The 14707-nt window shown below is 69.4% G+C and carries 13 protein-coding genes; 2 read left to right on the forward strand and 11 right to left on the reverse strand.

Features of this window, described 5'->3' with window-relative positions; translation table 11 throughout:
* Positions 1–35: 35 nt before the first annotated feature.
* On the reverse strand, positions 36–434 hold the full coding sequence (locus EV652_RS27760) for a guanyl-specific ribonuclease (RefSeq protein WP_132212200.1): 399 nt from the start codon (positions 432–434) through the stop codon (positions 36–38).
* A 218-nt stretch (positions 435–652) separates the two neighbouring features.
* Here EV652_RS27760 and EV652_RS27765 point away from each other — a divergent pair, with 218 nt between their 5' ends.
* Entirely contained in the window at positions 653–1585 is a 933-nt protein-coding gene (locus EV652_RS27765) for a GNAT family N-acetyltransferase (RefSeq protein ID WP_132212201.1), read from the forward strand.
* Positions 1586–1707: 122 nt separating this feature from the next.
* On the forward strand, positions 1708–2163 hold the full coding sequence (locus EV652_RS27770; RefSeq protein WP_132212202.1) for a hypothetical protein: 456 nt from the start codon (positions 1708–1710) through the stop codon (positions 2161–2163).
* A gap of 2 nt (positions 2164–2165) precedes the next feature.
* Here the strand turns inward: EV652_RS27770 and EV652_RS27775 are convergent, their stop codons facing one another.
* The 10 genes from EV652_RS27775 to EV652_RS27820 all read right to left on the reverse strand — a co-directional run bounded on the left by EV652_RS27775 (position 2166) and on the right by EV652_RS27820 (position 14701).
* Positions 2166–3356 (reverse strand): epoxide hydrolase family protein, encoded by a 1191-nt coding sequence (locus EV652_RS27775; RefSeq protein ID WP_132212203.1) that lies wholly within the window; start codon positions 3354–3356, stop codon positions 2166–2168.
* 455 nt (positions 3357–3811) lie between these two features.
* On the reverse strand, positions 3812–4534 hold the full coding sequence (locus EV652_RS27780) for an FHA domain-containing protein (protein WP_132212204.1): 723 nt from the start codon (positions 4532–4534) through the stop codon (positions 3812–3814).
* Positions 4531–5808, reverse strand: a complete 1278-nt coding sequence (locus EV652_RS27785; RefSeq protein ID WP_132212205.1) for a vWA domain-containing protein — start codon at positions 5806–5808, stop codon at positions 4531–4533. The genes EV652_RS27780 and EV652_RS27785 overlap by 4 nt, the downstream gene beginning before the upstream one ends.
* Positions 5809–5839: 31 nt before the next feature.
* Positions 5840–6892, reverse strand: coding sequence for a protein phosphatase 2C domain-containing protein (locus tag EV652_RS27790; protein WP_132212206.1), 1053 nt, complete (start codon positions 6890–6892; stop codon positions 5840–5842).
* The gene (locus EV652_RS27795) at positions 6877–9213 is read right to left on the reverse strand and encodes a serine/threonine-protein kinase (RefSeq protein WP_132212207.1); all 2337 of its coding nucleotides are present in this window, start codon (positions 9211–9213) and stop codon (positions 6877–6879) included. Before EV652_RS27795 ends, EV652_RS27790 begins: the two co-directional genes overlap by 16 nt.
* Positions 9210–10334, reverse strand: a complete 1125-nt coding sequence (locus tag EV652_RS27800) for a coiled-coil domain-containing protein (protein ID WP_132212208.1) — start codon at positions 10332–10334, stop codon at positions 9210–9212. The genes EV652_RS27795 and EV652_RS27800 overlap by 4 nt, the downstream gene beginning before the upstream one ends.
* Positions 10331–11305: a glutamate ABC transporter substrate-binding protein gene (locus tag EV652_RS27805; protein ID WP_132212209.1), complete on the reverse strand. Its 975-nt coding sequence runs from the start codon at positions 11303–11305 to the stop codon at positions 10331–10333. The genes EV652_RS27800 and EV652_RS27805 overlap by 4 nt, the downstream gene beginning before the upstream one ends.
* The gene (locus EV652_RS27810; protein WP_132212210.1) at positions 11302–12636 is read right to left on the reverse strand and encodes a GlnX family signal transduction membrane protein; all 1335 of its coding nucleotides are present in this window, start codon (positions 12634–12636) and stop codon (positions 11302–11304) included. The genes EV652_RS27805 and EV652_RS27810 overlap by 4 nt, the downstream gene beginning before the upstream one ends.
* Positions 12633–14117 carry an AAA family ATPase gene (locus EV652_RS27815; RefSeq protein WP_132212211.1) on the reverse strand — a complete coding sequence of 495 codons (1485 nt, stop codon included), beginning with the start codon at positions 14115–14117 and terminating at the stop codon, positions 12633–12635. The genes EV652_RS27810 and EV652_RS27815 overlap by 4 nt, the downstream gene beginning before the upstream one ends.
* Positions 14114–14701, reverse strand: coding sequence for a hypothetical protein (locus EV652_RS27820; protein ID WP_132212212.1), 588 nt, complete (start codon positions 14699–14701; stop codon positions 14114–14116). The genes EV652_RS27815 and EV652_RS27820 overlap by 4 nt, the downstream gene beginning before the upstream one ends.
* Between the last annotated feature and the right edge of the window lie 6 nt (positions 14702–14707).

Below are 14707 nucleotides of genomic sequence, written 5' to 3' on the forward strand. Positions count from 1 at the left end.
ACTCAACGTGTCCACGACGTTACCCCGGGAGACTGCTAGTTGTTCTCGTCGACCTCACAGAACGACGAATAGTGGTCATCGGTGTAGTAGACGTACGTCGGTGTGGTCAGCGCACCACCGCCGACCAGGCGACGCGCACCGCGGTCGTCCGAGCCGGGCGTCTTCACGGTGTACTCGTGGTAGTAGCCACTCGACTCGTCCGGCAGGATGCCCTCCCGGTTCTGGAAGACGGTCCCGTCCTGCGGATACGGGAACGGCCCACCGGAGTGGATGAGGTCGAGCGTGTCGGAGGCCTGCGACGGCAGCGTGCTCAGTGCGCAGGTCGGGATGGCCGTCGGCGCGGAGTAGGTGAGCTCGGCAACAGGTACGGCGTACGCCGTGGAGCCCAAGGTGGTCGCGGTGACGAGGGTGAGGGCGGCGATGAGGGTTCTCATGTGCGGGAGGCTTCCCGGCGGAGATAGCGCCGGTACATCCCAGGTGTGAAATAACAGTTGGACTATGACCCCGGTCAGGCCCTAGAGTCTGGCCCGGCGAGAACGATCCCGCAGCGGAAGGAGCGACCGATGAACACACTGACTTGTTTCCCGGCGCGTCCGACCCGCTCGCACAGCTCGCACTGAGCGGAGCAGTCGCGCCTCCTGTTGGAGGATTCGTGAACATCCGCACCACCGTCGAGGCCGACCTCGACACCATCCTTGCCCTGATCGAGCGGCAGTCGGTCAACACCGTCACCCTCGACCGCTACCGCGATTTCCTTGCCGACCGCACCTACCGGCACGACTGGACCTGGGTCGTCGAAGAGGACGGCAAGATCGTGGCCCTCGCCATCTGGTGGGGCCCGCCCGAGCACGACCACCCGTTCAGCATCGACGGCCTGTACTACGCCGGCGACGGCGACCCGGTGCCGGTCTGGACGGCGCTGATCGAGCAAACCCTCAAGAGTCGCCCGGCCGACGCCGAGCCGCCGGAGTACCACTTCTTCCTGCCCGGCGACTGGAAGGAGCAGCCGGAGGTCGTCGCCGAGCTCGACCTCCGTCGAAAGGCGGCCGAAGCGGCTGGGCTGACCGCGGTCACCGAGCGACTGCGGTACGACTGGAAGCCGGAGTACGGGCTGCCGCCGCGATCCACGCGGCTGCGGTTCGAGGAGGCCGATGACGAGGCCTTCGTGGACGTGTTCCGCCAGGTGTCCGAGGGCAGCCTCGACGCCGCAACTGCACGGGAGATCGCCCGGCTCGGCGCCGACGGCGCGGCCCGTGAGGAACTGGAGCTGTACAAGTCGATGCGAGGCGACCGGGCCTGGTGGAGGCTTGCGTACGACGCCGACGGCAAGCTGATCGGATTCGAGATCCCGTCGGCGAACCAGGGCGGGATGACGGTCGGGTACCTCGGCGTACTGTCCGAGCACCGCGGTCACCGCTACAGCGACGATCTACTGGCCGAGATCACCCACTTCCTCGCGGAGCTGGGTGCCGAGCGCATCACGGCGGACACCGACTTCGGCAACGTCCCGATGGCCCGGAGCTTCGAACGCCTTCATTACCGGAACTTCGCGGTCCGCCTGGTGCTGCACTTCCCGGCGAACTGACACTTTCCCTCGGCGCGTCCAACTCGGGCGCGCCGAGGGGAAGACGGTAACGGCTCCGACCCCTATGCTCCCTGACATGTCAGAGAGCTCCGGCGGATGCCGGGGACGGGCGAGGACCGGCGATGCGTGACATCGCGCTCATCCTGCATGTCGCCGCTGGGGTTCTGGCGGTGCCGTTCGGCCCGTTGGCGATCGTCCTCACGTTGCGCCGACGGGGGCTGAACTGGGCCGGCGAGGTCTACCACTGGACGATCGCGATCGTCTGCCTGACCGCTCTCGTGATGGTCCCGTACGACTGGGCCGGGCTCTGGTTCTTCTGGCCGATCTCGGTCGCGTCGTACCTGTTCGTCTATCTCGGTCAACGCGCCGCCGAGGCACCCGGCGGGCTCTGGTACCGCGGTGTGCTGCGCGGGTACGGCGGAGGCTGGATCGCCTTGTGGACAGCGATTCTGGTGGTCAGCGCACCCCGGCAGCCGTGGTCGTGGGTGATCCCGATCATCGTCGGCTCCGCGATCATCGAGTGGCTGTGCTTCAAGCCGATGCCGGGCTGGACCAGGGAGGTCCAGCCCGGCAGTTGACGTCAGCGCAGTGGCTGGAAGAAGGTGCGCAGATCACCGGCCAGCAGGTCGGGCACCTCCATCGCGGCGAAGTGACCGCCGCGGTCGTACTCCTTCCAGTGACTCATCTTCCCGGCCGGGTCCGCCAGGCTCTTGATCGCCGTCTCGGCCCCGAACACCGCGACCCCGGTCGGCGGTCCGGCAACGTCGCCCCACCCCTCGGAGTCGCCGTCGGCCTGCTGAGCGGCGTACGCCTTCCAGGCCTGCATTCCGTCGTACACCGCGTGCGCCGACGACGCCCCGGATCCGGTGAACCAGTACAGGCTGACGTTCGTGAGCAGCTGGTCGCGGTCCACAGCCTCCTCGGGCAGCTTGTGGATCGGGTCGGTCCACTCGGCGAACTTCTCCACGATCCACGCGAGCTGCCCGATCGGCGAGTCGTTCAGCGAGTAGGCCAACGTCTGCGGCCGGGTCGACTGCAGCACCAGGTACCCGAAGCCCTCATCCATCATCTGGTTGAACCGCTCGGCCCGCGCCCGGTCAGACGCCGACAATCCCTCCAGCGGAAGCGGATCCCCGAACGGCGTACCCGCGGTCACCCCGGCCAGATGTACGCCGACAACGCGCGCCGGATCCACCATCGGCAGCATCCCCGCGACCCCCGAGCCGGCGTCCGTCCCGTGGGCCGCGTACCGCTCGTACCCGAGCCGGCTCATCAGTTCCGCCCACATCTGCGCGACCCCGAACAGGTTGAACCCGCCCGGCCCGAGCGGCGTCGAGAACCCGTACCCGGGCAGCGACGGTACGACGACATGGAACGCGTCGGCCGCATCACCGCCGTACGCCACGGGATCGGTCAGCCGGCCGATCATCTGCTGGAACTCCACGGGCGAGCCCGGCCAGCCGTGGGTCAGGATCAGCGGCACCGCGTCCGGCTCGGCCGACCGCTGGTGGAAGAAGTGGATCCGCTGCCCGTTGAGCTCGGTGATGAACTGCGGGATCTCGTTCAGCGCCGCCTCGGCAGCGCGCCAGTCGTAGCCGTCGGCCCAGTACGCCGCCAGCTCCTTCAGGTACCCGACCGGAACGCCGCGGCTCCAGTCGTCCACCGATGGCGTGGCCGGCCAGCGAGCGCCGGCCAGCCGCGCCTTGAGGTCGTCCACCTCAGCCTGCGGGATCTCGATCCGGAAGGGCCTGATGTTTGCTGTGTTCGTCATGCCCTCAAGCTAGAAACAATTGCGGCGAGCTCCCTTCCGCAATCAGGAAGAAGGACGAAAGGTCAGACTTCCTCGCGTACGTCGCTCCTCGGCGTAGGCGGGCGCGGCGTACCGACGAACGGGTAGTGGCCGGAATTGGCGCCCTCGGACAAGTCCATCGCCGCCTGGACACCCCTGACCAAACCTCACCACGACCGACTACTACCCGTTCTTCGGAACATCCACCCGATTCCACACCGGCAACGACGTGCGAGCCGCGGGCCCCCTCCGACCAGTACCTGAGCCAGGCCACGACCCACACCAGGCAGGAACACCTGAAATGGTGTTCACCTTGTCGACGCTGGACCACTCGCGCCGGCGGCTACCACCCGGCTGTCCACGGATCCAGGCTAAGTCCAGGTTGTTCAGCAACCTGGACTTAGCGGGGTTCAAGTCCAGGTTGTCGGTCAGAGAGCTCAGGCCTGACCGGCTTTTTCTTCGGGGGTGGCTTTGCGGACGACGAGACGGGTCCAGGCGCCGACGTAGACGCGGTCGTCGGAGTTCAGCTCGCGACGCTGGCCCGGGACGATCGGGTCCTCGGGCAGCGGACCGGAGGAAGGCGCCACATAGGTGCCGTTGGAGGACTGGAGATCCTCGACCCACCAGCGGGTGCCGTCGGTGGTGAGCTGAGCCTGCCGGCGGCTGACGCCGGTGTCGTCACCGCAGTCGATCTCCGGATGGATGTTCCGGCTCTTCGACGGGCGGCCGATCAGCACGCTCTTCTCGGTCAGCGGGATCACCACCGGCAGACCAGGCGACGGACACGGGTCGTCACTCTGCTGTACGGCGTACCAGTCGGGGTCGACCCAGCGTTCGACGACCCAGTCGGCGGTCGCGGCCGGCGCCGGCGGCACCGCGGGCGGCGTCCCCAGGTCGAGGGACGACTTCGGACGCGGCATGGTGCCGGTGGTGAAGTCGTAGCCGCAGCTCTCGCAGAACAAGGCGTCCACGGCGGCCGACTCCGAGCAGTTCGGGCACGTCTGGGTCGACGGCGCCGCCGCCGGCGCCGGCGCAGCAACGGCCGGCGTCGGGACGGACGCCGCGGCCGGGGTGGCCGCGGCGCCGATCGGCAGGCCGCAGACGTCGCAGTAGTCGGTCGAGACGGACGGGTGCCCGCTCGGACAGCTGACTGTCGTCATTTCTTCACCCGGGTGGTCTTGGTGGAGGCGGTATCGAGCGCCATCTCGTCCGCCTTCTCGACGGTGCGCTTGAGCCGCACGGTGCCGGTGTCCTGGTCCTCGATGTCGACCACCTTGCGCAGCCGGGTGGTCGCCTCCTCGTTGCCGGTCTGCGCGGCCAGCTGGACCGCGCGGCCGAGCTTGGTGGTCGCGGTCGCGGTGTCACCCGCGGCCTTCGCGGCCAGGCCTTCCTGGATCGCGTCCGCCAGCTCGGTCTGCCCGGTGTAGTGCGCGACCTCCGGGCTGATCCGCGTGGTCAGTGCCTCGTCCGCGGACCACAGCGCCTTGACCAGGCCCTGCGCGACCACGTCGTCGCCGATCGCCAGCTGCACCCGCGCGGCCAGCTGCTCCTGCCCGATCGCCTTGGCCGCCAGGCGGATCGCCACGTGGTAGTCACGTGACTCGTCACCCCACGAGCCGGTCGGGAACGAGCTGGTCAGCGCGTTGACCGCCGTACGACGTGCGGTCAGGTCGTCGACCGTGGGGGCGACCTGACGGACGAACAGCACCTCCGCGCCCTGCGGAGCCCAGACCCGCAGATCGGCCTGCGCGACACCACGGCTCATCGCGTTCTGGATCAGCTTGGAGAACTCGGCGGCCAGCTGGTCCGGCGCCGGGATGATGTCGACGGTGCCGAGCAGTGCGGTCGCGATCCGCCGTACCTCGTCGACCTGCCAGGCGACGCCGACACCGCGGCAGTCGCATTGGAACTGGCCGGTGACCGCCTGGATGGTCTGGGTCAGCACCTCGGGGGTCTCGTGCTGGTTCTCGCCGTCGGTGAGCAGGATGGCGTGCTTCTGGGTCAGCGACGGCACGGTCGCGAACACCCGGGACGCCAGCCGCAGCCAGGTGCCCATCGCGGTCCCGCCGTCGGCGTAGAAGCGGGACACCGCGTCCTTGGCCGCCTGCCGGGTGAACTGGTCCATCCTCACCATCACCGGCTCCGGCGACGGCGGGAACGCCAGCGCGGCCCGGTCGTTACCGGAGATCACCGCGAACCAGACCCCGTCCAGGATCTGGTCGAGCGCGGTCTGCGCGGCGTACGCGGCGGCCCGGACGCCGTCGGCGCCCATCGAGCCGGAGGTGTCGACGATGATGATCTCGCCCGCGTCACCGCTGCCGGACTGCCCGGCCGCACCGGCGCCGCTGCAGTCCACCGTGACGATGGCGTGCACGTCGGTTCCGCCGTCGGGCAGGAACTCGTTCTGGTAGACGGATGCGGTGAACTCGGCCATGAGTGCAGCGTCCTTTCTGCAAAAAGCTGGTCTAGAGCCGCGCCAGCGCGACGGTGATGTTGTCCTGTCCGCCCTGGGCATTGGCCCAGTCGACCAGGGCGGACGCGGTGGCCAGAGGCTCGCCACCGTGCGCCGCTGCGGTCTGACGTACGAGGTCGGCCAGCGGTGCCGCTTCGGAGCAGTAGTTCCACAGCCCGTCCGAGCAGACTACGAGCCATCCCGGCCCGCTCACCTGGACGGTCGTCGTACGAGGTGTGTGGTCCGGGGCGTCCTTGCCCAGCCAGCGGGTGATCGCGTGCGCGTGCGGACCGGACTCGGCTTCGGCCCGCGAGATACCGGTCGCGATGAGCTCGGCGGCCCATGAGTCGTCCACGGTCAGTGCGACCGCCTCGGCGTCGTCCGGGAACCAGTACGCGCGGCTGTCCCCAACCACACCGGCCATCAGCAGACCGTCCTCCAGCACGGTCGCCACGAACGTGCACGACGCCGGGTTGGGACTGTCCGGACTCGTGTTCTCCAGCACGGCGTCATTGGCCGCATCGGCAGCCGCCTTGAGCCGGGCCGCGATCGCACCGTGACGGGACGACTCGGTGCCGATGCCCTGTGCGTGACCGGCCGCCAGTACGTCGCGAGCGGCACGCGCGGCGGCCAGGCTGGCGACGTCGGAGTCGAGTGACGAGCTGACCCCGTCGCAGACGACCAGCAGAGCCCTGCTGCCCGGCTCGGCGTCGGCTGCGAGGGCCATGGCGTCCTCGTTGCGGCTGTGCCGGATGCCTCGGTCGCACACCCCGGCCACCCACGGTGCGGGCTGCTCGTCGAAGTGGTCGCGTGGCTTGGCGGCCTTGGTACCGCAGGTCTCGCAGTAGCCGTCGGCACCGACCACACCGCCACAGGAGTGGCACGGGCTGACCGGAGTCGTGTTGATCTCGACCGTCGGCTCGGTGTCCGTGTCCAGGGCCGGTGTGGTGGGCGTGGTCGGCTGGAGCTCAGCCCCACAGGCCTCGCAGAAGCGGTCGGCCTCGGACACCGGGCCACCACAGCTGGGGCAGACCGTCTGGGTCGTACTCGTCATCGCAACGTCCATCCTCGAACCTCGTTGGCCTGGTCGACCAGGGCGATCCGCTCCGGCCGGCTCTGCGCATGGTCCGCCAGTTGACGGTAGGTGGCCTCGAGCCCGTCCCGCAGGGCCGGCTCGGTCGCCTCCTGTCCGTCGATCCGCAGACCTTCCTGCGGACCGGACTGCTGAACCTCCGCCAGCGCGGACCGGAACACGTTCGCGGCCAGGTTGGCCCGGTCGACCGGGTCGATGGTCAGCGAATCGATGCTGTCCATCGCCTCGGCCAGCGCGGGCAGGCCACGCCCTGATCCTGCCAGCAGACCGGCCCGCTGGCGACGAGCCCGAACGTACGCGCCGCTGGTCCGGGGCACCAGGTCGAGCGCCGCGATGGCGCCGTCCAGGTCGGAGCGCTCGGTGCGGATGTCGGCCAGTCCGAAGGCCGACGGTGCGATGTAGTTGGCATCGGTCCGGGCACAGGTGAGGTAGAGGCCTTCGGCAACGTCGTACTCACCGCTGAGCTCGCAGGCGATCGCCAGCGCGAGCTTCGGCGCCAGCTCACCCGGAACCTGGCCGTAGACGGCGTTGAACGCCGACTGGGCTGCAGCAGCGTCGCCACGGGCCAGTGCCACCAGTCCGGCCATCCAGACCGCGCGCCACTCCCACGGGTCCTCAGCAAGGAGGTCGGAGACCGCTGTGTCGACCATGTCGTAGCGGTACTCACCGACCTCGAGTGCGGCCTCGGCGATCTCCAGCAGCGTCTGCGGCGAGGACTCCGGTGCGTCCACGAGCAGTTCGAGCCGCTTGGACGGGTCCGGCACGCTCACGGTCTTCAGCCAGCCGGCATTCTTGTCGCTGTCGTCCTGCATCAGCGACGGCAGTTGCTGCCACGGTGCGGCCTTGTCGCCCAGCCCGGCCGACTTGTCGCCGGGCGTGCCGAACAGCAACGACGACGCCGAGTGCTGCGCGGCCTTGTTGCCCTGCTTGTCCGCGACGACCTCACGCAGTACGCCGAGCAACTGGACCCGGAACTCGTCCGCGGTCTGGAAGCGGTCCGCCGGGTCCTTGGCGCACGCCTTCAGCAGCAGCCGGTAGACCGAGTCGTACTTCTGGAACAGCGGTACGTCGCTCACCGCCGGCAGCGACGTCACGAACCGGGACTGGTAACCGCGGAACTCCATCGCCAGCACGCACAGCGTCCGGCCCAGCGTGTAGATGTCGGAGGCAACGGACGGCCCGACCTCGGCGACCTCGGGGGCCTGGAAACCGACCGTGCCGTAGATGGCCGAGTCCATGTCGTCGATCCGCCGGACACCGCCGAGGTCGATCAGTTTGACCGCGTCGCCGACCTGGATGATGTTGTCCGGCTTGAAGTCGCAGTAGACCAGGCCGAGGTCGTGCAGGTACGAGAAGGCCGGCAGGATCTCCAGGATGTACGCGATCGCCTGGTCGATCGGCAGCGCGTCGTACTCGCCCTTGTTGGCCGCCATCCGCTGCTTGAGCAACGTCTTCAGCGAGGTGCCGCCGACGTACTCCATCACGATGTAGCCGGCACCCTCGTGGGTGACGAAGTTGTAGATCTCCACGATCAGCGGGTGCTCGACCCGGGCCAGGAACTGCTGCTCGGCGATCGCGGCCGCGACGGCGTCCGGGTCCTCGGAGTTGAGCAGGCCCTTCAGCACCACCCAGCGGTCGGACACGTTCTTGTCCCGGGCCATGTAGATCCAGCCGAAACCACCGTGGGCCAGGCAGCCGGCCACCTCGTACTGGCCGCCGACCAGGTCGCCCGGGTGCAGCTTGGGCGAGAACGAGAACGGGCTGCGGCACTTGGGGCAGAACCCGTCGGTGCGGCCCGGCTGGTCACCACGAGCCCGCCCGACCGGGTTGCCACAGTTGGGGCAGTTCCGGCGGTCCTCCGGGACCATCGGGTTGACCAGGATCGCTTTGCTCGCGTCGATCGCGGGGATCGACGGTACGTGCGTCAGACCTGCGCCGAGACGTGCACCGCGCAGCCGTGTGGACGACGTACCAAGCCGGCGGGTCAGCTTCGAGCCGGCCGCGTGGGCGCGAGCTGAGCCCAGGGGGGTCGAGGCGAGCCGGTTGGACGCTCGGGAGACCGTCGACACGGTGCTGAGCTGGTCCGGAGCCGTGGAGCCATCCGGCGCGGGCGACCCACAGACGTCGCAGTACCCATCGACGAAGGTGCCGGTGCAGCCGGGCTGGTTGCAGGCACCGGCCGCCGGGCTCGGGCTCGCCGTCCCGGACGACGCGGGCGAGCCGCAGACGTCGCAGTACCCGTCCAGAATGGTGCCCGTGCAGCCAGGCTGCGTGCAGGCGGTGGTCGTCGTCATCTGGTCCCTCCGGTGCTCTCCAGGTAAGCCTGGTACGCCGTGACGAGTGCACCGAGCCTGACCAGGTCCACTGGCTCCGACTCGATCACCTCCCGTCCACGCCGGTACAACTCGGCAAGATCCTCGTTGGCCGGCGCGACCTTGGCTGCCTTCACCTTGTACGCGTCCAGTCGGGCGGCAAGCTCGTCCCGCCGTTCCAGCGCCGCGCCGTACGCCGACTGCGCCTGACCCAGCGCACGTCGTACGGCGTCCAGCCGGGTCAGGTACTTCTCCAGTTCGGCCGGGGTGTTCGGCACCGCCCCGATCGCAGTCACATCCGGTACGGCGAGACGCGGGGCCGGTGTGACCGCAGCGACAGCCCGGTCGGCGAGCGCCCGTACCGCGATGCCCTGCGCCTCCAGCTCACTGCGGAGCGACCGGGCCCGGGCGACGTCGGCCGCGCGCTCCTTACGGGTCGCGGCACCGACGATGAGGTCGCGCTCGGCCCGGGCCGCGTCGATCTCCAGCGGACCGATCAAGCCGCCGATGTCCGCACCGCGTTTGTTGCGCTCGGCAAGATCGGTGAGCCGGCGATCGAGGTCGTGGTGCTCGGCGATCGCCGCATTGCGGGTGCTGGCCGGCTCGCGGGCGACCAGGTCGTTGATCCGCTCGACCTGCGCACGCAACTGGCGCAGATGCGCGGCGAGGTCGGCGTCACCCGGCTCCAGCGCGAGCTTGGCCCGCAGGCTGGACGCCAGCGCGTCCGACAACTTGCATGCCTCAGGCAACGAGACGGCGAGTGACCCGCCGGCCCCGCCGGTATCCAGACCGCCCCAGATCAAGGTGGAGATCCGTTCGGTCTCGGCCGCCCCGACCCGCCCGGAGTCCCAGGTGACCAGGATCAGCTCGTACCGGTCCGACACCGCCTTCCACACCGCCATGCTGAGGACGACGTCCGCACTCAGCGCATCGGCGTCGGGGGAGTGCAGTGCAGCCTGGTCCAACTCTTCCAGCTCCGCCTTCCGGCGGTCCCGCCACGTCCCCAGCGCATCGAGGAACGAGAGCAACTCCGTCGCCGGAATGCTGCTCCCCATCCTCCCCGGCGGCGCCGGCGCCGAGGTCGTCGGCGTACGAACGGTCATTGACCCGGGATCCTGCCGTAGAGGGACGGCGGCGGGGACGTCAGCGTGCCGAGCGCAGGCTTGAGCCACTTGTTGTACGAGATCATCCAGGTGCCGTCGGCCTTGATCTGTGCGAGCACCTGGTTCACGAACCGCACGAACTCCGGGTGCTTCAGCGACATGCCGAGGCCGTAGGGCTCGTCGCTGAACCGCTCCGGGAGCACCCTCGCGTACGGGTCCTGAGCGACGTCACCGGCCAGCACGGTGTCGTCACCGCTGATGCCGTACGCCTTGCCCGACTGGAACAGCGCCAGGCAGCCGGTGTCGGTGTCGGCGGTGACCGGGATCGCCTGCGGGTTCCGCTTCTTCAGGTTGTCCAGGCTGGTCGAACCGGCCGGGGCACAGATGGTCTTGCCGTTCAGATCAGCCGTGCTTTTTGCCGTCGAGTCGATCGGTACCAGCGTCTTCTGCCCCGAGCGGTAGTACTCGGCGGAGAAGGCGATGTCCTGCCAGCGGGAGCAGTTGATCGTCATGTTCCGTGCGACGATGTCGACCTGTTCCTTCTGCAGCACCGGAATCCGCTGCGGGCTGGAGATCACCCGCAGCTCGACCTTGTTCGGGTCGCCGAAGATGGCCTTCGCGACGGCCCGGATCATGTCGATGTCGAAGCCCTCGATCTTCCCGGAGACCGCGTTCCGCGCGCCGAGGTTCAGGCTGTCCGCGGACACTCCGGCGATCAGCCGGCCGCGCTGCTGGATCTTGGCCATGTAGGAGCGGGCCGGCATCGCGCCGGGCTGTGGCATCGCGCCCTCGGGGGTGTACGACATCAGCGGGTTCCCGCAGTCCGGCTGGGTGGCCGGCGGTGCTGGTGCCGCCACGGAGGGCTGCTCCTTCGGCGGGATCTCGGTCGCGTCGTACGCATCCGTGCCGCAGGCGGTGGCGGCGAGCAGGATCGCGAGCGAGGCCGCGACCGGGGCGAGCAGCTTCTTCATCGGTACTCCTCCAGTCGCTGCGACATTCCCCAGGCGACCAGCAGCGCGGCAGCGATCCCGATCGGCACACCCAGCCAGCCGATCGGCGGCAGACCGTTGCGGGCGTCGGTCAGCGAGGTGCTGACATCTCCGCTCGTCGTGTTCAGTTGCTCGGCCGAGCTGCGGTCGAACGCACTGAACGCGAGCACGGAGTTCGCCTTCGGTGTCTTCCCGACGGCCAGGTCGACCGCCTGGTCCCAGGCCCCGTCGGTGTCGAGCTTCCGTACCCCGACGTGGACCTCCTTGTAGTCGTCCCACTGGCTTTGCAGTGATGCGTCGATGCCGGAGGTCTTGCGCAGTTGCTCGTCGACGGTCCCGGCCGAGGCCTGGTAGGCCTCTTCGTAGGCGCCGCCGGAACCACGGGCGATCAGGGTCAGGCTCTCGTTGGACCTGGCGTCGTACGCCGCGATCCTGGCCCGGGACAGCGCGAGCGTCCGGTCGTAGGAGCCCGAACGGGTGTCCGAGGCGTCGCTGGACGCGTTGGCGAGCGCGAACCCACCGATGATCGTGGTCAGCAGCACGAGCACCCCGCCGGTGGCGATCGGGACGTTGATGTAGCGGTGGGTACGTCGGGCCAGCCAGCGCAGCGTGACAGCGAAGACCACCAGCGTCAGCAGGCCGCCGACCAGGACCCAGATGTTGCCCTGCGAGATGCCGTCGAACTCGGTGTCGACGCGTTCCTCGTTGGCCTGGACCAGCGCCTTCACCAGCGGGAGCGAGTCGTCCTGCAGTACGGCGTTCGCATCCCTCAGGTACTGCGATCCGATCGGGAGGCCCTGTCGGTTGTTGGCCCGGGCCTGCTCGATCAGGCCGCCGTACGTGAGCAGCGTCTGGTTGAGCGCGCCGAGCGCGTCCGTGTCGGCGGGCTGCGCGGTCGCCGCCTCGGCGATCAGGCGGGCGGCCTCGTTCAGCGACTCGACGAAGTGCTCGCGCTGCGCCGGCGGCTCGAGACCGCCGACCAGGAAGGCGTTGGTGGCATCGGCGTTCGCGCTCACCAGGTTGGTGTGGATCGCCTGGATCCGGACCAGCTGAGCTGCGTTGGCCTCGGCGCGCTCGAGGGCGCCGTCGGCCTGGCGGAAGCCTTGGGCGGCGGCCAGGCCGAAGACGACGCTCATGACCGCGGCCAAGATCAGGAACGCGCGCATCCGGCCCGGCGTGCCGTCGAACCACCGGGCGATCGGGCCGCGCGGGCTGGGTGCCTGCGCAGTCGGCTGTTGTACAGCCGGTGGGGCCGACTGCTGGGCCGGCGGGGACCAGGCCGCGGGCGGCGGCGCACTCTGGGTCTGGGTCACGCCTGTTCTCCTTGCTCGGACTGATCCTGCTGCGCTGCCGCTGCCTGCTCCGGCTCCGCTGCCTGCTCCGGTCCCGCTGGTTTCGCCGGCTCGGCGGCCCGCTCTGGCTCGGTGTGTTCAGGCTTGGTGCGTTCGGGCTCGGTGTGTTCGGGCTCGTCGGTGAGGTCCTCGGCGAGGATCTGACGCAACTGGTCCTTGGTGGGTGCCGTGACGTCGCGGAGCCGCCAGGCGTGCCGGCCGATCGCGGCCTCCAGCACGTTCCGGGCGAACCGGCCGTTGCCGAACGACCGGTCCCGCGGGGTCGCCGCGAGGATCTCCCGGAACTTCTCCAGCGTCTCCGGGATCAGCTCGTAGTCGGCGCCCTCGGCCAGCCCGGTGAGGATGTCGGTCAGCTCGTCGTCGGTGTAGTCCTCGAACCCGATCGTGGTCCGGAACCGGCTGGCCAGCCCCGGGTTCGCCGCGATGAACGTCGCCATCGGTTCCGGATAGCCGGCCACGATCACGACCAGGTCGTCGCGCCGGTCCTCCATCTCCTTGACCAGCGTGTCGACCGCCTCCCGGCCGTACTGGTCGGCGCCGAAGTCACCCGCTGTCAGGCTGTACGCCTCGTCGATGAACAGCACCCCGCCCACCGCGGACGCGACCACCTCGGCGGTCTTCGTCGCGGTCTGGCCGAGATACCCGGCGACCAGCTCGGAGCGGTCCACCTCGACCAGCTGCCCCTTGGACAGCAGCCCGAGCGCCTTGTAGATCCCGCTGACCAACCGGGCCACGGTCGTCTTGCCCGTACCGGGATTCCCCACGAACACCAGGTGCCTGGTGATCGTCGGACTCTTCAGTCCCGCCTCGGTCCGCAGCTTCTCCACCCGCAGTACGGCGACCTGCCGGTGAACCTCCCGCTTCACCTTGGCCAGCCCGGTCAACTCGTCCAGCTCAGCAAGGAGCTCTTCCACAGTCTTCGCGGGCTCTTGCTCGACGGCCGGCTCGGTCGCGGTCGCCTTCTCGACAGCTGGTTTCGCCGGGGCACCGACCTGAGCCGGGGCACCGACCTGAGCCGGGGCACCTACCTGAAGAGGTCGCGCGCCGGCAGCCTGCAATTGAGCTGCGGCAGCAACGGAAGCATTGCCGACGACCCGCATGGTCGGCTCACCCAGCGTGCAAGCCGCCGAAGAGATCTCGGCCAACGCCTCTGCGTAGGCGACCTTGTCGAGCGAGCCAGTGGTGATCAGCTCCGTCAGTACAGCGGTCGGCGCACCACGCCACCGGCGACCGCGCACAGCGGCGTCGAAGAAGTCCTGGGTCGTCGCGCCGGGGGTCACCTTTCCCCAGTCCGCTGGAGCACCCGGAGCCGACTCCGCCAGCGCGGCGGCCAGCGAGAGTGCTTCCGCGCGGGCGGTCTCCTCCGGGATGCCGGCGCGAGTAGCTACAGCCAGAAGGTCCGACAGGGCCTGCTGCAATGACTTGCCCCCCTCGCCGCTCATGCTCCTCCTCGTCCAGCTGGTGGTTCCAGCGGTCCTGTGTCCGGTGGTCCTGTGTCCGGTGGTGGTGTCGACGGAGTGGGGCCGAGGGCCAGGCCACCGCCGGTCGATCCGGTGCCGAACTTCTCCTGCAGGAACCGGCCGTGGGCGATCAGCGCCGCCGCGTCGGCCCGGTTCACTGCGTCGAACACCTTGTCCATCGTCGCGCCCAAGAGGTCCAACTGATCGATCAGGATCATCAGCGACGTCTTGCCCTTGTCGACCGGCCGGGTGTCCGCCCACTGCCGTGGCAGCCGCAGATACCCGCCGATCGCCTCCGGCAGGTAGTCGGTCGCGGTCGCCATCACCGAGTACGCCTGCGCACTGCCGCCGAGGTTGCCGAGCCGTGGGATCGTCTCCCGCACGACCCGGACCACCCGGGCGACGCGTGACGCCACCACGGCCGGTACGGCGCCGCCCGCAACCAACTCCTCGACCCGGACCAGGGCCGCCAGCAGGTCGTCGGTCGTCGGAGCGCGGGGAGTCGGGGCAGGCTCGGGCTCCGCCTTGCGGCCGGTCAGCCGCGCGAAGAAGTCACCGAGTGCCATTCAACT

The sequence above is a fragment of the Kribbella steppae genome (assembly GCF_004342025.1).
In the GTDB taxonomy this organism is placed as follows: Bacteria; Actinomycetota; Actinomycetes; order Propionibacteriales; family Kribbellaceae; genus Kribbella; species Kribbella steppae.